Source organism: Microcoleus sp. Aus8_D2 (genome assembly GCF_036702665.1).
In the GTDB taxonomy this organism is placed as follows: domain Bacteria; phylum Cyanobacteriota; class Cyanobacteriia; order Cyanobacteriales; family Microcoleaceae; genus Microcoleus.
In genome coordinates, this window is sequence record NZ_JAUBUN010000006.1 from 143954 (window position 1) to 167545 (window position 23592).

General features: G+C 45.7%; 14 protein-coding genes and 1 pseudogene. 6 read left to right on the plus strand and 9 right to left on the minus strand.

The window, feature by feature from the left end; all coding sequences use genetic code 11:
- Positions 1-198: 198 nt before the first annotated feature.
- On the minus strand, positions 199-1170 hold the full coding sequence (locus QUB64_RS07000; RefSeq protein ID WP_333267156.1) for an Rpn family recombination-promoting nuclease/putative transposase: 972 nt from the start codon (positions 1168-1170) through the stop codon (positions 199-201).
- 288 nt (positions 1171-1458) lie between these two features.
- Between QUB64_RS07000 and QUB64_RS07005 the strand changes: the two genes are divergently transcribed.
- The 4 genes from QUB64_RS07005 (at position 1459) to cutA (ending at position 5859) form a co-directional block, all read left to right on the plus strand.
- A complete protein-coding gene (locus QUB64_RS07005) occupies positions 1459-4011 on the plus strand; it encodes a VIT domain-containing protein (protein WP_333267158.1) in 2553 nt (850 codons plus the stop codon).
- Positions 4012-4263: 252 nt separating this feature from the next.
- The gene (locus tag QUB64_RS07010) at positions 4264-5163 is read left to right on the plus strand and encodes a pentapeptide repeat-containing protein (protein WP_333267161.1); all 900 of its coding nucleotides are present in this window, start codon (positions 4264-4266) and stop codon (positions 5161-5163) included.
- Positions 5156-5305 carry a hypothetical protein gene (locus QUB64_RS07015; protein WP_333267163.1) on the plus strand — a complete coding sequence of 50 codons (150 nt, stop codon included), beginning with the start codon at positions 5156-5158 and terminating at the stop codon, positions 5303-5305. Before QUB64_RS07010 ends, QUB64_RS07015 begins: the two co-directional genes overlap by 8 nt.
- Before the next feature lie 233 nt (positions 5306-5538).
- Positions 5539-5859, plus strand: coding sequence for a divalent-cation tolerance protein CutA (cutA, locus tag QUB64_RS07020; RefSeq protein ID WP_333267165.1), 321 nt, complete (start codon positions 5539-5541; stop codon positions 5857-5859).
- Positions 5860-6063: 204 nt separating this feature from the next.
- Here cutA and QUB64_RS07025 read toward each other — a convergent pair whose 3' ends face one another.
- Together QUB64_RS07025 and QUB64_RS07030 are read right to left on the minus strand one after the other, a co-directional pair.
- The gene (locus tag QUB64_RS07025) at positions 6064-6603 is read right to left on the minus strand and encodes a DUF2231 domain-containing protein (RefSeq protein WP_333267167.1); all 540 of its coding nucleotides are present in this window, start codon (positions 6601-6603) and stop codon (positions 6064-6066) included.
- A gap of 50 nt (positions 6604-6653) precedes the next feature.
- A complete protein-coding gene (locus QUB64_RS07030; RefSeq protein ID WP_333267169.1) occupies positions 6654-6932 on the minus strand; it encodes a hypothetical protein in 279 nt (92 codons plus the stop codon).
- Between the two features lie 507 nt (positions 6933-7439).
- Here QUB64_RS07030 and QUB64_RS07035 point away from each other — a divergent pair.
- Positions 7440-8718: pseudogene (locus QUB64_RS07035) on the plus strand (RNA-guided endonuclease InsQ/TnpB family protein).
- A gap of 66 nt (positions 8719-8784) precedes the next feature.
- Positions 8785-9987 (plus strand): NAD(P)/FAD-dependent oxidoreductase, encoded by a 1203-nt coding sequence (locus QUB64_RS07040; protein ID WP_333267171.1) that lies wholly within the window; start codon positions 8785-8787, stop codon positions 9985-9987.
- A 581-nt stretch (positions 9988-10568) separates the two neighbouring features.
- Here the strand turns inward: QUB64_RS07040 and QUB64_RS07045 are convergent.
- From QUB64_RS07045 to QUB64_RS07070, 6 genes are all read right to left on the minus strand, one after another.
- A complete protein-coding gene (locus QUB64_RS07045) occupies positions 10569-11693 on the minus strand; it encodes a hybrid sensor histidine kinase/response regulator (protein WP_333267173.1) in 1125 nt (374 codons plus the stop codon).
- 4 nt (positions 11694-11697) lie between these two features.
- Positions 11698-15393: a PAS domain S-box protein gene (locus QUB64_RS07050; RefSeq protein ID WP_333267176.1), complete on the minus strand. Its 3696-nt coding sequence runs from the start codon at positions 15391-15393 to the stop codon at positions 11698-11700.
- Between the two features lie 204 nt (positions 15394-15597).
- Positions 15598-18387: an adenylate/guanylate cyclase domain-containing protein gene (locus QUB64_RS07055; protein ID WP_333267178.1), complete on the minus strand. Its 2790-nt coding sequence runs from the start codon at positions 18385-18387 to the stop codon at positions 15598-15600.
- Positions 18388-18673: 286 nt separating this feature from the next.
- Positions 18674-20218: a PAS domain-containing sensor histidine kinase gene (locus QUB64_RS07060; protein WP_333267181.1), complete on the minus strand. Its 1545-nt coding sequence runs from the start codon at positions 20216-20218 to the stop codon at positions 18674-18676.
- Complete coding sequence (locus QUB64_RS07065; RefSeq protein ID WP_333267183.1) at positions 20215-20751, minus strand: Rab family GTPase; 537 nt, start codon at positions 20749-20751, stop codon at positions 20215-20217. The genes QUB64_RS07060 and QUB64_RS07065 overlap by 4 nt, the downstream gene beginning before the upstream one ends.
- 2 nt (positions 20752-20753) lie before the next feature.
- Positions 20754-23591: an OmpA family protein gene (locus QUB64_RS07070; protein WP_333267184.1), complete on the minus strand. Its 2838-nt coding sequence runs from the start codon at positions 23589-23591 to the stop codon at positions 20754-20756.
- Between the last annotated feature and the right edge of the window lies 1 nt (position 23592).

The following is a 23592-nucleotide window of genomic DNA, read 5'->3' on the forward strand; positions in this document are numbered from 1 at the left end:
TAAAATCCAAAATTGTCCAGCAGGGTTTCAGCATTTCTCAAATACCGGTGGGATACGACGAGTGGGGCATTTGCTCGATCGCGCGGTTGGCATGGGTTTTGAGCTCTCATCGCCAATTTCAAAACAGTTGATTGTTCCTCAGTTCGCTTTTAGAGGACACCAAGGGCGGCCCAGAAACCAAGGCTTCTTTTCCCTTCATCAAAAATATGTCTGCAACCGAGCTGTCAAATCTGACACACTAGCCAAATCTAAAACAGCCTTCCCTAAATTCTCTAATTTCTCAGTGGATAACTGACTGATGCGAATTTGGATCTCCGGCGACAGCGGGCCGACACGGGACTCCAACAGCGACACAACTAACTCCAACTTTCCTTGTTTGAGACCTCGTTCGATGCCTTGTTCGATGCCTTGTTCGATACCTCGTTCGATGCCTTGTCTGATTCCTTGTTCAATCCCGATTCTGGTAGCTTTGGTAATTGCACCGCGCTGGTCTTGAATAAAAATTTCTCGCCTTTCCAAATCGTCCAATTCATCAGGATCGAGATTTGCTTCGTTAGCAATTCCAAAAGCTTTGCGGAGTTCCGGTACATTCCCCAACTCTTCTGGCACAGACCTTAGCGTCCGAGCGGTTTTCATGAAATATATCCACTTGTCAGTCAGAGTCTCTAATTCTTCTAAAGTCTTGTCAAATTTTGGTAATTCAACAAAAACAAATTCTAACTCTTCGGCTAAATACTCTGCCAAATTGTTTTTTTCTTTAATGCAGAACCGCGAAATTACTGTTTCCAGATGCTCAAACATTTGGAAATCGGTAATCGTCAAGGCAATCACGGGATTTAATAAATTGTAATCTTCTCCTCTTTTCAATTGCACTGAGTAAGCTTTAGTAGCATTATACAGAATCCGCTTTTCAAAGGATTCTACGTTCAATACCTGCATTTCAATTATCACAGTTTTGCTGCCACCAATTTTAGCTTTGACATCCAAGTAAGTGTCTTTGAATCCTTTGATTTTGGGGGCTAAATAAGGGTCAAGTATTTCTAAGTCTTCGATGACTGGCTGTGCTTCGTAGAGGATGGCATTTAAGAAGCTAATCAAAATGTCTTTGCTGTCAGCAGAGCCGAAGATTTTTTTAAAGGCAAAGTCGGTTTTGGGGTTGATAAAATTCATGGCATTTTTAATTTATTAGAAGTTGAGAAGTTGAGGTTAGTGTTATTTAATTATTTAACTATTATACAATCTTGTAGGTTGGGTTCGCGGTCGATCGCCCAAACCTACCCCAATACCGATGCAAGTCCCCAGTCCGCGCTTGGAGAGTCAAGTCTTTAATCTCAAATCGAAAAATGGAAAATCGACCCAGCCCCTCAGTCCTTTTTCCCAAACAGCTAACTCAGGAACGTTTCGCGAATCGTAAGGTCATGGTATAGAGAGCACCTCAAGTCTGATAAAAAAACAGCTATGAAGTTTGTCTGCGTTCTATCCCGTCAACGGTTGCTTTCTGCTGGTATCGCATTGCTCGCAGCGATCGAGTGCGGCGCTATTCTCGCTCCCAATCAGGCCGGGGCCAACGCTCCCGGGCAAAATTATTTGTCTCTGTCGCCGAAAATCCTCGCTAGTAACGATGTTAATTGCAATGGCGCCCGATCGCCCGAAACTCGCTGTCCAGTCGGCGGTTTGTTCGTCAAGACTCAAAATACGGAATCAGAAAAAGCCTTTCCTCTCAAGCGGACTGAAGTTAAAGCGAAAATTGCCGGCAATATCTCCCGCGTCGAGGTTGTTCAGAAGTTTGAAAATCCTTTTCCCGAATCTTTAGAAGCTGTTTACGTATTTCCCCTCCCCGACGAAGCGGCGGTGGACGATATGGAAATTAAAATAGGCGATCGCACTATTAAAGCTGATATCAAACGCCGCGATGAAGCTTTGAAAATTTACCAAAAAGCCCGAGAGCAAGGCCGGACTGCGGGTTTGTTGGAACAAGAACGATCTAATATTTTTACTCAGTCTCTCGCTAATATCAAACCGGGAGAAAAAATTGAAGTTACAATTCGCTACACCGAAAGTCTCAAATTTGCCGGCGGCGATTACGAATTTGTATTTCCTACAGTGGTAGGCCCGCGCTATATTTCGGGAAATACGACCCCCCCCAACCCCCCCGGGCTTCGGGGGGGCGATGCTCCATCCCCGCCCGAAGCCCGGGGGGGGCAGGGGGGGGTTAATACCGATCCTACTCGCATTAACCCGCCTGTTTTGTTTCCCGGCACGCGATCGGGTCACGATATCGCTGTTTCGGTAGAAATCGATGCCGGAGTTGCGATCGGCGATGTCCGCTCTACTTCCCATCAAATTACCACAAACCGCAGCGGCAATATTGTGCAAGTCCAATTAGCCAATTCTGACACAATTCCCAATAAAGATTTAATTTTGCGCTATCGAGTAGCGGGTGAAAATACTCGCGCCACAGTCTTGACTCAATCCGACCAGCGGGGCGGGCATTTTGCTAATTATTTGATTCCGGCCTTAAACTACAAAACTAATGAAATTGTACCGAAAGATGTCGTGTTTCTGATGGATACTTCCGGTTCTCAGCAGGGCGAACCGCTAGTCAAATCTCAGGAGTTGATGCGCCGCTTCATTCAAGGGCTCAATCCCAACGATACTTTTACAATTATTGATTTTGCCAATACTGCGCAAGCGCTTTCAACTACTCCTTTAGCAAATACTGCCGAAAATCGACAACTGGCAATTAATTATATCGACAAGTTGCAGGCTAACGGTGGCACTGAACTGCTCAACGGCATTCAAGCAGTGATGAATTTTCCGGCGGCGGCAACGGGAAGGCTGCGGAGTATTGTACTGATTACCGACGGTTACATTGGTAATGAAAATGAAGTGTTGGCCCTGGTGCAGCGGAGTCTGAAACCGGGAAATCGACTTTATAGTTTTGGTGTGGGCAGTTCTGTGAATCGGTTTTTGCTCAACCGTTTGGCCCAAGTGGGAAGAGGCACGTCTCAAGTGATTCGTCAAGATGAACCGTCAGCATCCGCTGCTGAAAAGTTTTTCCGCCAAATTAATAGTCCGGTATTGACTAATATTCAAATTAGTTGGGAAGGAGTGGGGGAAAAACCGGAGATTTATCCGATCGCACCGCCGGATTTGTTTGCGAGTCAGCCGCTAGTGTTGTTTGGCAAAAAGGGCGATCGAACTAACGGCAAACTTCGCATCCGCGGCACTCAAGCGGGCGGCAAAGCTTACGAGCAGATTTTACCTGTAAATTTTGCTCAATCCGGCGGCGGGCGACAGCGGGAGTCAACTTCAGTCGCAGCAACTGCTACGGATTTTGGCAATCCGGCGGTAGCTCAACTTTGGGGGCGATCGCGCATTCAAGATTTAATGAATCAAATGTTTGGTGGCGAGACTAAATCTCTGGTGGAAGCTGTGACTAATACTGCTCTGACTTATCACTTGCTGTCGGAATACACGGCTTTTGTGGCTGTGAGCTCCGAAGTGCGAGTCGAACCAGATGGATCTCGCCGTCGCGTGCAAGTGCCTGTGGAATTGCCGCAGGGTGTCAGCTATGACGGTATTTTCCAGCGGGAGGAGAGCGAGCAAACGAGAGGCGGCACTCGCATCAGGAGTTCGAGTGGTGGTTTTGCACCGCCAGCGGCAGCTCCTCGCCCGCTGCCAGCCCCTTACAGCCAGCCACTCCCCCAGCCAGCAAAGGCTGCTCGCTTGCAAGTAGTCAGCGCGATCGGGTTGGATGCTGGGGCGATCGCATCTCTAAATCAATACCTGCAATCTGTCAATCTCCCGGCGGGGGTTAGCGGCTTTACGGTGTGGGAGTTGTCAGTAGAAAATGGCCGCGTTGTCAAAGTGGCGAGCGACACTCAAACCTCGACGCTGCAAGCAACAGACGCCCTTGAGAGTCTCAAAGCAGCCTTGAACTCCTGGCAACCTCCCGCAGGATTCAAGGGCACGCTGAGGCTGAAATTGCAGATTAATGCCGATCGTTAAGCAATGACTATCTATGTCACGAAACATTAACTTTTAAGTCAAAAGTACCGAAATGGCGATCTCTACCGCGAAAACAATATAAAATCTTTATTAAGAGATCGCCTTTGAACAGAAAGTGATGTTAGCAGAAGTTATACCGTTTGAGACCAACGCTGAAACAGTCTAATTTTTCTAACAGTAGAATTTCTGAAACAACCCTAAGAGTAAAGATTTCTCGATCGAACCCCCCAATCAGAGAAGGTATCACGCCCTATGGAAGTTAGCGAACTGCTCAACAATTACGAAAAAGGACAAAGAGACTTTGCTGGAGCCGACCTCAGCGGTGCAAACCTCAGCGGAGCAATCTTGATCGGGGTTAACCTTTCGCGAGCTAATCTTTCCGGGGCGAACCTCAGCAGAGCATTTCTCACCAAAGCAACACTCAAAGGCGCACTGTTGCACAGAACAAATCTGAGTTTTGCCAAAATGGGCGAAACCAAACTCTCAGGCGCAGATTTGACAAAAGCTAATTTGAGCGGAGCTTTCTTGGTAAAAGCAAAAATGCCGAGAGTAAAGTTAAGCGGCGCAACTTTAACCAGCGCCAACCTGCGGAGTGCTGTGTTGTGGAATGCCAATTTGTGCAGCGCCGACTTGCAATTAGTTAACTTTCTGGGCGCAAACCTGACGGGAGCTAATTTTAAATGGGCAAACCTTTACGGTGCAAAGCTCAACAGTGCCAAACTTTTTGGAGCTCAATTAACCGGAGTCAGCCTGCGGCGAGCGCAGTTGACAGGGGTGAATCTCTGCGGTGCGGATTTGAGCGGCGTCAACGTCAGCGAAGCTAAACTGATGGGAGCTAATTTGGAAGGCTCGAATTTGGCGGGGGCGAATTTCAGCGCCGCTCAGTTGCGGGGGGTGAAGTTGGCGGGAGCAAACTTAACCGGAGCTAAGTTTAGAGGAAGTTGTTTGAGAGGGGCAAATCTGAATTGGGCGAAGCTGTGTCAAGCAGATTTGATGGCGGCGGATTTGAGCGAGGCGACGTTAATAGGAGCTAATTTAGATAATGCTTTGTTGGCGGGAGCTATTTTGCCGGAATCTACTAGGCGCTACTTTTCCTTAGCTGGGGCGTGCAAAGTCAATTCTTGGGAAGTTACGGAAGTTAAGAATGGGTAATTGGGCATGGGGCATGGGGCATGGGGCATGGGGCATGGGGCATGGGGCATGGGGCATGGGGCATGGGGCATGGGTAATTGTTGGTTGTCAAATGGCAAGTAGGGAAACGGCATTGCCGTGTCCGGTGCGCGGCAGGCGTTAATGAAAGATAATTTATATAAAATTGAGGGTAACTGGTTCCTAAGCTTTAGCCTGGGAAACCATATCACTCTTGCTCTTCCTCGCCTATCTGCGCTACCAGCCGATCGCGAAAGTAACGAGTAGAAATTGGTATAACTAGAATTATTAAAAGTGGTAGAGAGCCGCGCCGGAGACGGCAGTGCCGTTTGCCTACAAGCGATCGAGCTTTTTTATTCAAATTAATCTAAAATCGTTATGACTGTTAATTTTGGGGTGGTGCTGGTAACTGCTGCATCGGAGGCGGAGGCGGAAAAGCTCGCTAAATCTCTAGTTGAACACAAGCTGGCTGCTTGTGTGAGTTTGTCGCCAATTCGATCGATTTATACTTGGCAAGGTGAAATTCAGGCCGAGTCGGAGTGGCAGTTGGTGATTAAAACTGATTTGGCTAAATTTGAGGCTTTAAAAACAAAAGTTCAGGAACTCCATTCTTATGAAGTTCCCGAAATTATGGCGATTCCGATTGTCGCCGGTAGTGAGGCTTATCTCAATTGGATCGGACAATCTTTAGGTTCGTAGTCAGGAGTTTAGTGCTTGATTATCCACTTATGAAGACGGACTGAAGTCCGCACTACGAACCTTTAGTGCTTGATTATCCACTTATGAAGACGGACTGAAGTCCGCACTACGAACCTAAAGATTTAGGTTTGTAGTGAGGACTTTAGTCCTCTATTATTCATCTGTGAAGACGGACTGAAGTCCGCACTACGAACCGTCGGAAATCTACATATTTTGACTGCCAGGGCCGATGACGCCAATTTTGTGGCGAAAACTTAGTTCGCCGCCGAACCAGCCTGTAACGCCCAGCAAGGTGGCAACTACGATCGACAAAGCTAAACCTGTAAAGACGATCGGCTCCGCCGGATTTCCTTGGCGCAATACCAGGTTAATCAGCGTAAGTACCATAGCCGCCACATTCCCGCCCATGTGCAACCAGCCAGCACTGCGCTCGCGCACTCTTTTAATTCTCGTAAAATCTAAAAAGCCCGTGATAGCCGCCAAAATCCCCGCAGCAAAACCTGCACCAATTAGCCAAACCGATGCTCTCGCCCAAAAAGGATCGCTTGTCAGCCAATAACCGATATCCGTACCCGCAGCTCCGACTAAAAAGGCTACCGGAAAGGTGACGATTACGGGGTGAAGGGGATGGCCTGCAACTGAAACTGTACTGGTAATGCCGGCGTCGCGATACTCTCTGTCGTCGCTTTCGAGAATCGGCGGAACATTGGGAAAGGGCGTACTATTTCTTTGATTTGTTTCCATGATTTCTAGCGATAAGTTTTCTACAAAACCCGTTTGTTATTGGATCGAACTTAATCCCAAATCCGCTCGCCATTTTCGTCAACGCGGGCCTGCCGAATTACGTCAGAAATTTCCTCGGCGTCTTTGACGTGGTGCAAAGCTTTCTTTTCCCCGTCAGGTTCCTCTACGATGAAATAAGTGGGAACTGTAACTGTATCTCCCGTGATGTCTGGCACGTGGTCAACTGCTAATTGCTGAGCTTTTTCTTCGATGCTTTGCGGTTCTTCGGAAATGCGATCGCCCGGATTGACAGTGCGGCGCATATCTTTACCCGGTTTGTCGATACTCATAAAACCTCTCTGGTGTTTCTAATTTTCTGCTTGTAATTACTACTATTGAACGAAAAATCTCCGGTTGCGAGCATCTCCCAAGGGGTGGAAGTTTCTGTTAGGGCGATCGCACCTCAGCTCTTTCTGTAGGTAGAGGCTTTTTTGAAGGAAGAAGTCATTAGTCAGTAGTCATTAGTCAGTAGTCATTAGTCAGTAGTCATTAGTCAATAGTCATTAGTCATCAGGAATAAGGAAGAAGGAAGAAGCAAATAAAAATTCAAAAAATTTTTTTTTGTGCGTTAAGTAGAGGCTTTTCCGGAGCATCCTGATTTGGGAAAAAGTAGGAACATGGTAATGCCGTGTCCTAATCCCCGCACCGGACACGGCATTGCCAATTCCCTACTTTTGGGAATTGGTATTATAAAACTTTATTAAGTTTGTAAGCAGTAGTAAGCAATGGTAGTATCATCGAGTCAGGAAAGTTAACAAGCGAGAATCATTGCACTCGTTAAAAAATGGAGAGTCTGAATGCAACTAGCAGAAAGACATATCATTAAATCCACCGAACACCGTTTTATTGAAATAGACGTACTAGCCTTTAAATCGAAAAATTTGTACAACGCGGCTAACTACGTTATTCGTCAGAGTTTTGTCTATGGATGGGGATATCTCAATTACAACGAAATCAACCGTTTGATGAAATCTCATCAAACATACAAAGATTTACCCGCCCAGGTAAGTCAACAAATATTGATGATATTGGACAAGAATTGGCAAGCTTTTTTTGCGGCAGTCAAAGCTTACAAAATTGAGCCGACGAGATTCACGGGTCGCCCAAAGTTACCGAAGTACAAACATAAAGTCAAAGGTCGGAATATTCTCGTTTACACGATTCAGGCGATTAGTAGCAAGCAACTAAAGAAAGGAATTATCAAGCTTTCCGGTACTAATATATTAATCAAGACTCTTGTCAAGCCCGAAGAACTTTGTCAAGTTAGAGTTGTTCCCAAATGTGATTCCTATGTAATCGAGGTGATTTATCATGAGCCGGAGTCCACCATTGATGAGAATCAGCAAGAATCAGTAGCTAGTATCGATTTAGGATTGAATAATTTAGTAGCGCTAACTTCAAATCAGCCAGGATTTGTCCCTTTACTGATTAACGGGCGACCACGGAAATCAATTAATCAATTCTACAACAAACGTAAGGCACAACTACAATCTCAATTAAAAGGAAATCGCTTCTCCTCATCACGGATTCAGTGCCTCACTCGTTGCCGCAATCAAAAAGTCGATAATTACTTGCATCACACCAGTCGGCAGATAGTCAATCTGCTGGCATCACCAAAGATAGGGACGCTAGTAATTGGCAAAAACCAACAATGGAAAAACGAGATTAATTTAGGAATGAAAACCAATCAAAATTTGGTCAGTAGTCCTCATGCTCGACTAATTGAAATGTTGAAATACAAAGCAGAATTGATGGGAATAAAGGTAATAGAGCAAGAGGAATCCTATACTTCCCAATCGAACTTCCTTTCTTTAGATCCAATTCCTGTCTACGGGAGTATTGGCGCTCAAGATGTCATATTTAGCGGGAAGCGAATTAAGAGAGGATTGTACAGAACATCGTGCGGTCAATTGATTAACGCCGATGTTAATGGGTCTTACAATATTTTAAGAAAAGCTTTTCCCTTATGCGTTCAGCGATGGGATAGGGAGCTGCGTAGTTCAGCGAATGCGGGTTAATCCGCTCGAAGTGAAAGCGAAAGGGGAGGGACTCAACGCCTCCCATGTCATGTCATAGATGACTATACTTTTACCAGCTATAAAATCGAAGCATTCGTGAATCCTTCCCTGTGAATTGCCCATCATGAAAAATTACGACTGGATTGTTGTCGGCGGCGGGATTACTGGTGCAGCACTGAGTTACGAACTCGCAAAAAAAGGTTTTGCTGTGTTGCTTTTAGAACGAGATGCTACCATGCAAAATGCTACTCGTTTTAGTTACGGCGGCTTGGCCTATTGGTCTGGTACGACTGATTTGACTCGTCAATTGTGTGCAGAAGGTATCGCACGCCACCGCAATTTATCTGCCCAATTAGATGCTGATACTGAGTTTCGCGAGTTGGATTTGTTGCTGACAATTGATGCGGGTACCGATCCGGAAAAAGTAGCAGCTAATTACGCGCACTTTGCGATTCCTCCGCAGCTTTTGAGCGTTGTAGAAGCTGGGGATTTGGAACCTTTGCTGAACAAAAGTGCGATCGCCGGAGCTCTGACTGTCCGTCACGGTCACATTTCGCCGACTGCCACAAGTCAAGCTTATTGTCAAGGGTTTTTGCGGTTGGGAGGAACTCTCGAAATTGTTGAAGTAACTGGTTTAATAACAGACAAAAATCGGATTTCGGGAGTCAAGACGGTACAAGAAAGTTATGCTTGCGAAAATGCGGTGATTTGTGCTGGAGGTTGGAGTCGCAGTTTGCTAAAAGCCTCAGGTATTTCTGTGGGAGTTTATTTTAGTCGCGCGGAGATTTTAGAGACGGCACCTGTGGATTTTCAACTCAGGACTTTGGTGATGCCTGCGCTATTAAAACGTTTTGAATTGGAAGCAGAATCTAGTAAGATTGAGCTAGACTTTCTGTGGGATGAACCGGGGAAAGAGTTAGTACCGCCGATTTTAGATGTCGGTGCAATTGGGTTTAATGATGGCAGTTTGCGGATCGGGCAATTGTCTCGCACTTTGAGCGATTTGAATGCTAAAGTCGATCGCAAAACCAGCGAAACGGCAATTCGTGCAGGAATCGGCAAGGTTTTGCCAGATGCGGCAGATTTACCGGCAACTTGGCACGATTGTATTGTGGCATTTAGCGCTGATAGGTTGCCCGTAGTGGGGGAAATTCGCGATCGCCCGGGATTGCACGTTTTTTCGGGTTTGAGCAATCCGTTGGCGATTGTACCTGCTTTGGCTGAGCGATTTGCTAATTGGGCGGCGGGAGAAAAAGATTCGGCGATTCCCTTCGGGATAGTTTCGCTTCATGAGCTTTTGTCTCCGGATAGATTTGCTGAGAAATGACTAATTTTAACTGTTGGTTCGGAAGGCGAGTTTATGTATATTTTAATGGGAATTTTAGATATTGATGAACCCGCCATTACAGATTCGCTAATACAAGAATACATCTAATACCAATTTTAAAAATAAATGCAACAATATTAGTAGGGTGCGGATTCATCGATAGTATCTAAAAAAGACGGAGCATCTAGCGAGCGACGCACCACCGACAATATTTGAATAAACTTTCTTCAGGCTCAATTATTGTAGCAAGATTTTTTTGAATTGGTATAAAATATCAAGATTAGTAGGGGCGGGCTCACCCCAATTTAAATCATAAAATCGCCTAACTCAAAAAACGCCCCCATCGCAGATACCCAAAAACCTGTCCTCTAGTCAGAATTGGTTGGTTGGGTGGGGGCGGGTTTATTAATATTTTCGAGGTTAATTATAGATGGTTGGCGAACCCGCCCCTACAGATTCGCTAATACAATAATACATCTAAAATATCAACATTGGTAAATACTATTTTTTTAATAATTACAATTAATAACCAATGACCAATGACCAATGACCAATGACGGCAGGACGGCAGGACGGCAGGACTACTGACTACTGACTAAAAAAGGCAGCGCCACAATAAATGTAGTACCTTTACCGATCGCACTTTCCACACTTATTGTACCGCCGTGGAGGTCAACTATGTGTTTGACAATGCAGAGTCCCAAACCCGATCCTTTAATCTTACCTACATTCGCACCCCGTTCAAACTGCTGAAATAGTTTTCCTTGATATTCCGCTGTCAGCCCAATTCCCTCATCTCGAACGCAAAAAATCACTTGCTGATTTTCGCAGCTTAATTCTAAACTGACATTGCCGCCGTTGGGAGAATATTTGATAGCGTTTGAAAGCAAATTAGTCAGGAGGTGGTGCAGCAGTTTAGCATCGACATTAGCCAGCAGCGGCTCTGTTTGGGCGAGGAAAGTTACAAGGTGTTTGTCGGTGACGATCGGTTGCAGTTCTTCTAAAATAGAGGTGCAGAACTCCGTCACATTTAGCAGATTTACATTCAAGGAAAGTTTGCCTGATTCTGCTTTGCTGAGCATTAAAATATCGTCCAGCAATTCACTCATATTGCTGACGGCTTTTTTAATGCGAGCGACATTTTTATTTGTCGTTCCTGGAGTTTTCTGCAATTCGCTATCTTCCAGCATTTCAGCCGAGAGCTGTATGGTAGTTAAAGGAGTGTTTAAATCGTGGTATGCCATTGAAATAAATCGCGACCTGTTTTCGCTTTTCGCTGCTGCTAGTGCAATGATTTTTTGCATATTAACTGCTTCTTGATGTTTGCTCAGCGCTATCTTGATGGTGGCGTGCAGTTCTCTTTCTTTAAAAGGTTTGAGGAGGTAGCCATAAGAACCAGTATTTTCGGCTCGCTGCAAAGTTTCGTCGTCGGCATAGGCAGTTGTATAGATAATGGGGATATCTAATTGTTGATGAATTATTTCTGCTGTTGCTATGCCGTCAATCTCGCCTTTGATTACTATATCCATTAAAATTAAATCTGGTTTGAGTTCGCCTGCGCGCTGGATGGCATCGGCTCCTGAAGAAACAATATCGGCGATTTGATATCCCAATTTTTCTAATTTGTGAGATAAGTTTTTAGCGATTAATAGTTCGTCTTCTACAATTAAAATATTAATATTAATTTTTGGGTCGGGGAAACTCATGATTTTAGAACCTTTGCGAGTAGCTTAACTCGTTAAATACTAAGTGAAAGGCTGTGCCGATTTGTCTTGACATTTCGATGGTTCCTTCTAACTGCTCGGTTAGAGTACAGACAACTTGAAAGCCCATCGAGTTAGTTTTCCTAAAATCTATGTTTTCAGGAAAGCCAATGCCGTTGTCCTTAACGAAGAGGTGGATTTCCCGATCGCCAGTCTGATAGCATTCTACACTAACTGTACCGCTCGTACCGTGAGGAAAAGCGTGTTTCAGAGTATTTGAAACCAATTCATTAGCAATTAAGCCGCAGGGAGTAGCAGTCTCAATATTTAGGGATATTTGTTCAGCTAATACCTGCAACTGAATGCGGTTGTCACTTATATTGTAAGAGTGAAACAAGTTACTGACCAAATCTTCTAGATATTCGCCAAAATTAATTTGTGCCAGGTTGGTCGAGCGGTACAGTTTCTCGTGAATCAGAGCCATAGAGTACAGGCGGTTCTGACTTTCTTCAAACATTTTGGCTAATTGCGGGTCGGCAACTGTGTTAGATTGCAATTCTAACAGGCTGGCAACTACGCAGAGGTTGTTTTTAACGCGGTGATGAATTTCTTTGAGCAAAATTTCTTTTTCTTTGAGGGAGTTTTTCAAATTTGCTTCCGCTTGTTTGCGATCGCTCAGTTCAGCTTGCAGTTGCTGGTAAAGTAAAGATTGCTGAATGGCGATCGCCAATTGATTCACCAACTGCTGAAATAAATTCATTTCCCATTCTTGCCACTCTCGGGGCCCATCGCACTGGTGCGCGATTAGCAATCCCCAAAGTTGGCTGTGCTGAACAATCGGCACGACTAACTTTGCCCTAACTTCAATTTCTTTCATAAACTCCACCATACAAGGTGTAATGGAGGCGTTATCTAGTTCGGATAACGCACAAATTCGCCCTTGCAAATAAAGCTGATAATTTTGGGCCGGAAAAACCTCTTCGCCAAAACATCTATCCACCAGTGGGCTGCATCCTTCGGCCACCGCTTCCGCAATGACTCGGCCGCTTCTTTCCGGTAAAAGTTGATAAACCAAAACTCGATCGGCTAACAAGACTTGCTGGAGTTCGGCAACCGTGGTGTTGAGAATTTCCTCTAATTGCAAAGATTGGCGGACGCGACGGGCGATAGCCTCCACTAGCCGTTCTTGCTCGAACTGCTGCCGCAAAGCTATTTCAGCGCATTTAGAATTGCTGATATCGGCGGCGTAACCAATAATTTCGATCGGAATGCCCCTGCTGTCAACCAATAGTTTTAGTTCCGTCCGCAGCCAGCGGTACATTCCATCTTTATGCAGAAAGCGGTACTCGCAAATGCAATTTGCCCCCTCCGACAAAGTAGAAAAAATTACTATAAATTGCGGTCGATCTTCAGGGTGAATCCGGCTCGACCAAAAGTGAGAATCTGCTAAGACCTCTTGGGGGTCGTAGCCAACGATTGCCTGAACGTTGTCGCTGATGTAAGTAGTACAAAATTTGCCCGCCGATGCGGCAGTAAAAATTACCGCCGGATTAGAAGCAAGTAAAAATTGCAGGCGTTTTTTTAACTGCTGCAATTCCAGTTCTGCCCGCTTGCGGTAACTGATATCTTCGATCGCCGCCATGCTGTAGAGAGGAATGCCCTCGCTGTCGCGAATCAGCGTCACCGTCAAGTTTGCCCACACCAACTCGCCATTCTTCTTAATCAAGCGTTTTTCCATTTGGAAGCGAGGAATATTGCCCTCGACCAACTGCTTGACTTGCTCGATATCTGCTTCTAAATCTTCTGGGTGGGTGACATCAGCGAAACTCATTGCTGCCCACTCCGCATCGCTGTAGCCCAACATCTGGCGGTGAGCTTCATTCACCTCGATCGTGCGGTAATCGCGCACGCTTGCCAAACCGATCGCAATTGGAGCATCGTCAAACAAATTGCGAAACTTTTCCTCACTCTTTTGCAGTGCAGCTTCTGCCTGTTTGCGAGCGGTAATGTCCCGCGCCACCCACATCACCCGATCGACTCCCAGCGGCGAAATACTGCCATCAAACCAGATTAACTTGCCCTCAATTTCCATGCTGTATTCAACTCTGTGGGTTTGTCCAGATGCCAAGGTTTGGCGAATGTGGGCGAGGACAAAATTAGCTTCCGCTTCTGGGAAGATTTCGGCGAGGGTTTTGCCCAGCACAGCAGCAGCCCGTTTGTACAGCAGTTGGGGAGGCGTGGGGGCGACTTTGAGGTAGCGGCCTTTCTCGTCGAAAACCAGCACGATATCCGTCATCGCATTAAACAGCGCCAGCAGTTCAGCTTCGGAGTTTTGCAGTTTTTCTGCGGTCAATTTGCGATCGGTAATGTCGGTGTCAGTTCCCATCAGCCGGTAGGCCTTGCCGTCGGGCGATCGAACAGCAGTGCCGCGAGCCAGCATCCAGCAGGTGCTGCCGTCTTTGCGCAGCATCCGGTGTTCGACTTCAAAAATTTCTGTCACACCCTCTAGATAAGCATTTACTGCTGCCCCGACTGCCACTCGATCGTCGGGATGAACCAGAGAACCCCAATGTTCCATGCAGTTGGGAATCTCTGCGTCTTGATAGCCCAACAAAGCTTTTAAAGACGGATCGACATAGATTTCGTCGGTTTCCAAATTCCAGTCCCAAACCCCCACTTGGCCCGCCGATACTGCTAGTTCGTAGAATTTAGTGCGCTCCTGGACTCGCAGTTCTAATTCTGCATTGAGTTGCTGCAAAGCGATTTCTGCTTGTTTGCGATCGGTGACATCCCGACCGGCAGCTTGATACTCCACAATTTCTCCATTTTTGTCGAATATAGCCCGATCGCTCCACTGCTGCCAGCGAATTTCCCCACTCGGCAAAATAATTCGGTGTTCGCAAGTAAACATAGGCTTTTCCGGAGACAGAGAAGCATTTTGTTCTTGAAAAAATTCTCGGTCTGCTTCTGGGATCAGTGGCATAAAACTGTTACCCAGCAAGTCTTCTGGTTGCACACCAAAATAGCGACAGTAAGCTTGATTGACAAATGTGAATTTGCCGTCGGGGAGGTAGCGGCAAATTAGTTCGCTTTGGTCTTCCACAATCGCCCGGTAGCGCGCCTCACTCTCCCGCAGTGCATTTTCGGCATTTTGGCGATCGCTGACTTGTTTTTCGATTTCTGACTTGCTTTCTAAGAGTTCACACTGTTTTTGCTGAAGTTGTACAACTTGTTGCTGCAACATTATGACCGCGCTGTAAATTTCTGAGCGCATCTTTTCTTCGCTGACTAAACCTATGAGTTGCCCTTGTTCGTCCACAATTGGCAAGCAATCGATCGAGTATTGACAAAATAGCTTAAATGCGGTAAAAATATCGGTAAATTCAGATTCTTTTAAGACAACTAAATTCCGCGTCATGGCGTCGGCAACTTGCATTTCTTGCCATCCGGATTCGGCGGCGGCTAAGTTCAGCACATCTGGCGGGCTTAGCAGTCCGACTAGCTGATTTTCCTCGACAACTAAGACGCAACTAATCCATGCTTTTACCGTTTCGTTTGAGTCGGGAAGCGGACAAGCGTCCATCGCCCGACGCATCAGGGCGATCGCCTCCCCGAGGGAAGTTGAGGGCGCAACTGTCACCGTTGGGCGATCGACAAATTCTAAAGGCGATCGTAAATTTACCGACAAATTAGCAAGTTCCATAAGATAAGTATTAGCCGAAAAGTATTCCTAACTAACTTTAGCAACACTTTTAGCGATCGGCCTGATGACTGATGACAGATAACTGATGACTGACTAATTACCACTGACTACTGACTACTGACTAATGACCACTGACTAATGACTGCTGACTAATGACTAATGACTACTGACTAATGACTAATGACTACTGACTACTGACTAAGCTTATTTTTTACCAACAAGCAGATAAGTTTTCATAGCCCCTTTACCTTTAACATCAATAGTTCCCCGCCCCTCAAGCAAATAATTGTGTTTCAATAAGTGATAAGTAGTTTCACTGACTTGAATCCGCCAAGGCAAACCATGAGATTCCATGCGAGAAGCAATATTTACCGTGTCGCCCCACAAATCGTAAATAAACTTTTTGATGCCAATTACTCCGGCAACAACCGGGCCGCTGTGGATGCCGATGCGGATGCTAAAATATTTCTTATTCTGAGCATTAAACCGAGCTATTTCTGTTTGCATATCTAGGGCCATTTGGGCGATCGCCTCTGCGTGGTCTGCCCGAGGGTAGGGCAGCCCTCCTACCGCCATATATGCGTCGCCGATGGTCTTAATTTTCTCTAGGCCGTGCCGCTCGCACAACAAATCGAATCCTGAGAAAATCTTATTCAGAAGCTCCACGAGGTCGATCGGATTCATGACAGAAGATAAAGCTGTAAACCCCACAATGTCTGCAAACAAAACAGTCACTTCCGGAAAGTATTCGGCAATAGTAGTTTCGTTTTGTTTGAGCCGTTCTGCTATTGGGTTCGGCAAGATATTTAACAGCAGCTTTTCTGATTTTACTTGTTCTTCCCGCAGAGCATCTTCTGCTTGCTTGCGTTCCGTAATATCGTGGTAACTCCAAACTCTGCCGATAATTTTATCTCCCAGCCGCTGCGGTTCCGAATGGCGTTCAAAAAATCTGCCGTCTTGAAATTCCAACAAATCGAAACTTTCGGCTTCTGGCTGCTCGTAAAGCGATTCTATTCTCTCTTGGAATGCTTGCGGGTCTTTGAGTTGGTTCTGCACAAAGGCGATCGTTGTTGCGTCATCTCGCAGCGCCATCACATCGCTAGGTACGCCCCACATTTCCACAAATTCTCGATTGAAAGTAACTATTTTTCCGCTCCTATCAATAGCTAAAATACCGTCAGCAGTAGAATCAAAGGTTGCTTGCAGCAGGGACGCAGATTTTGCTAGAGCCTCTTCCGCCATCTTGCGAGCCGTAATGTCTCGCAAAATTGCCCTAATTGCTACTAACGAACCTTCCAAAAATTTACAGTTTATGCTGCCTTCTAGCAAAATTTGTTCGTGAGCTTTAGTAATAAATATTACTTGAATAGAGTCGGGATAAAATGTATTTTCATTAACATTCTTTTTAGTTATAGCTTGATATAATATATCCATAGACTCTGGGGAACTGTTGGGATGAATGATATCAAAAACAGTCATTTGAGCAATTTCTGCTTCGCTGTAGCCCAGAGTTTGCCGCCAAGCACTATTTACATACAAAAAATGACCGTCAGCTCCAATACTTTGAATTAAGTCAGTAGCATTTTCAAATAAGTCTCGCAGTTGTTCTTCACTTTCCCGCAAAGCTATTTCGGCTTGCTTGCGCTTGAGAAATTGACCAATTTGGCTGCCGATTGTTGTCATTGTTTGCAGCAATTCTTCATCAAAACACTGCACTTCGCGACTAAAAAAAATCATCACCCCCAACACAGATCTTTCCGAATTTTCCTGCTCGTAGTCGCCCAAAATTGGGAAACCAAAAGCTCCGTGCAGTCCTTCTTGAGCCGCAATTTCTCGGCGCCGACAACTGTCGCTTTCTGTGACATCTGCAATCCACTGAGAGGAACCGCTGGCCCAAACGAGACCGGGTAATCCTTCGCCGAATCCACAGGTCATTTGTTGGGCAAATTCGGCAAATTTGGGGATGGAAACAGAGGGTTTTGTCCAACTGGCGATGCACCGCAGCGAATTGGGGTCGGAAACCGCAGTTATTCTCTTATTTCCTGACAGCAGTTTTTCCCCAGCTTCCGGTGGCATCCAAAGTTCAGCAGTATCCCACCCCAAACTGTCACAAATTGCCGGGAGAATTGCTTCTAGAGCTTTTTTGATTGTTTCGGATGTAGAGAGGATGTGAGTGGTGACGTACTGAGCTACTTTGCGCTTGCGGGCTCGCTGTCTGTCCGTAACGTCGCGACCGATGTACACGAAATCTTGGAGGGCTGCAGAAGTTGCAGAAATACTTTTCATGTCAGTCGGAATCGCCGTACAGGAAAAGGAAACTGTGAGCTTTTCTCCGGTTTTTGCCGTGCAAATTACTTCGGTGTTAGTTTGAGATTGTTGAGGCTGCTCTTGGCTGACTGCTTGCAAAGACGATCCCTCAGCACCAAGAGCGTCTATTTGCTGGCCTACTAATTCTGATTCGCTGTAACCGAACAAATCTTGAGCCGCTTGATTGACTTTTTTGATTTTTCCCGATGCCGTTGTCACCAACAAAACTTCGGCCATGGAAGTAATAATTTTTTCAACATAATTATTAGTTGCCGCTAAGGTACTCAATAAAATATTCATTTCATTGGTAGCTTGGACTAGAGTTTGTTCCAAACCCATCCTGTCGGTTACGTCTTCAAAAAATACAATTAATCTCTGCTCGTTATCGTCATTGCTAAACTCGACGATATACATATCAAAATAAAGCCGCGAGCCATTTTCTAATACTCGCGTCATCGCTTTTAATTCAAAATTTGGCAACCGCCCTTCAAAAATATCGATTAAAATTTCTTCAGTTCCCACCAATTCGGGAAAGGGAATGCGGACATCGTTGCCGGCCGCTACTTCCTCGGGACAGTCGGCAAAGCGCTGCACTTGGAGAGATGTCTCTTGGATTAAAAAGTCTCGATCCAGTGCTAGGTACTCCAAGTGGTGGGGAACCAACAGTTTTTTTAACAGGGTTGTCATGTTGGATTTTTTAGTGGTGAACGCGCCCTCTGTTCGTGATAGTCATGAGTCATGAGTCATGAGTCATTAGTCCTGCCGTCATTAGTCCTGCCGTCATTAGTCCTGCCGTCATTAGTCGATTTGAGATTTGAAATTTACTGCATAGATGAATCTGGCAGCTTGAACTTTTGTCTAAAATTTTGGGATCGACGCTGACGCTCGCGTACCTGGCACGGTACTCGTTTTTGGGAGGGGTCATTCCCAAATATTCAATACGAAAATCTTCAATACGAAAATCGTATTACCTTTATTTGTCAAATGGAATTGTGACTATAAATGTAGTGCCTAACCCTGTGTCGCTAGAAAATTCGATTTGACCTCCGTGCAAGTCTACACACTGCTTGACTATGGATAAACCCAGTCCTGTACCGGGTATTTTTCCGACATTTTGGGCTCGGTAATAAGATTCAAACAGTTGTTCTTGGTCTTCTATAGGAATGCCAATGCCTGCGTCTTTTATTTTAAATGTAGCTTCTTCATTATGACAATTTAATTCAAAATCAATATAGCTGTCGATCGGCGAATATTTGACAGCATTTGACAGCAAATTTGTCAATATGTGCCGCAGCAATTTGGAATCCAGTGCGGGCCAGTGTTGTGTTTCCTCCGACTCCCGAGCGGGGTTTTTCGCGGGCGGAAGAGATTTTCGGCAAATAAAGTGAATTTTATGATTTTGTCCGTAACTAATTTTAATTGATTCTACTAACTCGCTGCAAAATTTTCGCAAGTCAACTGGTGCGGGATTGAATTTGAGTTTTCCTGCTTCGGCGCTGCTGAGCAACCGCACGTCATCTAATAGCTGAGCCATGTGTTTAGATGCTGATTTAACGTGTTCGAGGTATTCTTGTTTTTCCGCGTGGGTGATTTCGTCGCCGTATTCTTTGAGGATTTGAGTAGCAAATAATACTGTATTTAAAGGATTGCCGAATTCGTGAGCGAGCATCGAGAAAAAACGAGATTTTAGCTGTCTGAGTTCTTGCTCTTTTGCCAAAGAGCGACGAATTTCTATGTCTTCTTGCTTGCGTCCTGTAATATCCCTGCCGATATAGATGAAATCGTACAGCCCCTTTAATTCTGTCTGAATTGCCGAACAGGAAAATTCCACCCAAATTTCTTCTCCTGCTTTAGTAATGCAGACTACTTCCAATTCTCTGAGCAGTTCTTTTTGAGACAAAATATAGCGGTGGCGAGCTTGGTAAAGCAATTTTTCTTCGACAACTATTATGGAAAGGGGGTGGTCGAGTAATTCTGCTTCGCTGTACCCAAATAACCATTGTGCCGATTGATTGACTGTTTTGATAATTCCTGAGGTTGTTGTCACCAACAAAGCATCACCCATCGAGCGAATAACTTTATCTATATAATCTTTAGAAGCGGCTAAGGCGCTCACCAAAAGATTAGCTTCATTCGCCCTCTGCATCAAGGATTGCTTCATCACCATTTTTTCGGTGGTATCTTCAATCAAAATTAGCAAATTACTTGCCATATCTTGTTCGTTTTCATGTTCTATAGCCAACATATCAAAGTATAAAGGGCGGTTGTTGTCGGCAAACCGAGCGATACCTTTGAGTTCAAAACTCGGCCGCCGTCCCATCACGATCGACATCAGGATATTTTCAATCCCAATCAGTTCGGGAAAACTGATCCGAGCATCTGCACCGGGGAGCGCGTCGCCGGGAGTATCGGCATAATGCTGCACTTCGCCAGAGGTTTCCTGAATGATGAAATTGTGATTTACTACCAGATACTCTGTTTGTCGCGGGCCCAAGAGCTTCTTAAAAAGGGGGTTCATACTTGTTCTACCATTGTGTAAGCTAGTTTCTGAAAGATTTCGTCAACGTCTTTGCCTGTTTTAGCCGATGTGGTGTAAACTGCTATTACTTTGTCTTGACCGATCGAGTGGGAGATTTCCACTAGCAGTGCCAATTTTTCCTCGTCAATCAAGTCTACTTTGTTCAAAGCGATGATAATTGACCCTTTGGGGTTGACTGAAGAAAAAAGCTTAACGTGTTCGGAGATTCGCTCAACTGTTTCGGAGCGGCTGACATCGGCAACGATTAAGACGCCGCTAGCTCCCTGCAAGTAAGTCGGTGCGATTCCTTTGAATTTTGTATGCCCTTCTAAGTCCCAAATCAGCAACTGTGCTGTGACGATTTCCTGCTGTTTTGTGTTTTCTAGTATGATACTTTTGCGGGAAATTTTCACTCCGACAGTCGAGAGGTACTGGTCGCTGAATTCCCGATCGACAAAACGGCGGATCAGGCTGGTTTTACCGACGCCAAAGTCGCCGATCATGCACATTTTTTTAGATATAGTAACTGACATAATTATTTGCTGTTTACGATCTTAGTTATTGGTTCAAATAGCACGCATCTGCTTAAAAGTAGCGGTTGATTGGGCTCCACGCCGGCCGGAGGATTGGGGCTGGCGAGCGCTTGGAGGCGCTTCGGGTCAGCACCTTGCCGCACTAAAGCATCTCGCACTGCTGCGGCACGCTGGATCGACAACTGTTGATTTGTGACAAGTTCCCCTGTGCGATCGCTGTGTCCAATTATCTTAATATGTTTTTGAGGATATTGATCCATGAAACTTTTGACACTGGCGAGGATTGCTCCCGATGTTGAGTCTAATGTTGTCGATCCTTGGTCGAAGTAGATGCGGGTTGCAATTTTGAGCGGATCTAGTTTAACAGTGCTGACGACCGACTGAACGCCGGGAATTTGCTTCAGGGACTGAGCAATTTTCTGTGAGTCTGCACCCTCCATGACTGTACCCTCTACTGTAACTTTGCGATCGCCATACCGACTAGAAATAGAAACGCCCGACAAGCGGTTCAAGACAGCGGTGATCCGCTGCACCTCACCCGCCGTCAACACGGGATCTGGAGGTACATCTACAGCGACAATTTTATTGTCTAATTTCAGATTTGGTACAGTTGATGCGGCTATTTTGGCGGCTTTGGCGCGCAATTCTGGATTTGGCAATTTTCCGGTTAACTTGAGAGTGTTGCCCTCAACCTCGGCGTTTAAGCGGTAAACGGCTAATTCTGGGGTCGATGCTAAAGCTAAAGCGGCATTTGTTGCGAGGTTGCGGTCAACGCTGCTGCGAGACTGATAAATTCCCCAAGGTACTAAGATTAAGCTCATGGCTGCCATGCTCATGCCGATCAGGGCGATCGGGAGTTTTGTTGATTTTTGCTTTTCCAGCGGCTCGAATAAGCTTTCGATCAACGGGTGCAGAGAGTCCGGTATAGTACCGGGATCGCCGTTAAACTCGTGAATTAATTTAGCGTAATTAAGGATGAGAGTAGTAACTGTTTGTCGCACTTTGTTGATGAACGACTGTGGCGGTTCTCCTTTAATGATGACTGCCATGTAGCAGTATCCCGCTACTTCTAGCATAATTTTTGAGTCGCCGTATTCAATTAGATTGAGTTCAGAAATTTCCCCAGGCTGAACGATGCATTCGTTCACAAAGCTGCGAATAGCTGTCAGCATTCCTGCTACCATTTCCGATTCTAACTGGTAATTGCCTGAGTGTTGAGCTTCGGAAATTACCAAGCCTGAGGCTTTGTGAATTAAGAATGCTGCTTGGACGGCAAAAGGTATTGATTCTCTGAGGATTAATTCAGCTTCCGAGACTCCTTGTACTTGCGATCGAATTTTGCGCCCAACTCCTTCCATGCTTAAGCTATTTGAGACTTTTTCGTTGATAGTTTTAATAGCTTCTGCCATGTATTTAGAGATCGTACTGCCAATGACGGGATAGAGAGCATCCACCATAGAGTCGCGTTCGAGGGCGATTTGGGCTGTAATCGCTTTGCCCATTTCCGGGGCGAGGGCTTGGGCGATCGACTCTTGATCGAGGCGAATTTGCTCTTTAATCGCCAAACCCATTTCTGGGGCGATCGCCCGAGCAATATCTGCTGGCGAATCTTTTATTTGTTGAGCAAGTGCGTCGGGGAGCAACTCACCTATCGCCGAACTCATTGCTTGCCTGTTTTCCACAGTTTTAGCCCTAATTACTTCATCAATAATTGGGACTATCGCGTTAACAACTTCTTCTCGGGAATCGGCAATTTTGCGGCTGAGAATTTCTGCGATCCAAGGCAGCATTAGGGCGATCAGCTCTTGGGGATCGTAGATTTGGTGTTCGAGTTTTCCTAATTTAGAGTCGATGCTTGCGAGCAAATTGCGCACCCCCGGCAAATCGGTTTCTGCTAGGAGATTTTTCACTTGCTCGATATCTGACATTTGCGAACCAAAAATCAGATTTTGCAGCCTTCCCATCGCGCTGTCGGCTTCACTGAAGTCTTGTTTAATTTCGCCTAAGATTTCCGATCGCTGCGATAGAGGTGTCGGCTGTGCTTGCGACTGTGGCTTCGGTTCAATCGATGCCACACTTGGATCTGCATATATTTTTTCTGATGGCTGTGAAAGTCCGCGCGCTGGGGAATTGCGATCGGTTGCTGCGGTTGGTGCCAGAGTTTGGGGAATGGGCGAATCCCCTATAGCGGTGTCAGAATCCTGGGATTTTTCGCCCTGTAGGTGCTGGGGAGAATCAGAAATTGTCAAGGGCAATTCTTGTAGCGGCGATTCTCTCTCCAAATCCGAAACATCTGCGGAAATATCTATAGTTTTAGCTGAAGAATAGTTTTTTTCCAGTTCAGAAGTGTTGAGTTTGTGAGTAGCAAACAGCCAACTTTTGGACTCGCCTGCAACAGCAGGGGAATCAGTAGACTCGGGTTGGCGAGCTCCCGTTGCTGGCCCGACGGCTGCAATTTCCTCTGGCTCTTGCTCAGAAATACCTAACAAATCCATCAAACCACCGAGAGCCCCAGCTTGATTGTTTTTGCCGCTGCTGTCACCTTCGGATTGGCGAGAGCGAGTTTCTGGCCCGACGGCTGCAATTTCCTGTTGCTCTTGCTCAGAAATACCTAACAAATCCATCAACCCGCCGAGGGCCCCAGCTTGACCGTTTTTGCCGCTGCTGTCACCTTCGGGCTCGGGATTTTGCTGCTTTGAACCAGCAATAATTTTGAGATCGACTAACAGATTCAGCAAGGGTTCTAGCTGGGTTGCTGCATCGGCAGCAGACTCGTCAGGTTGAGAAACAAAACCCTCTAGCTGATTTTCAACTTCCGGATTTTCTTTCGGTAAAGCCATG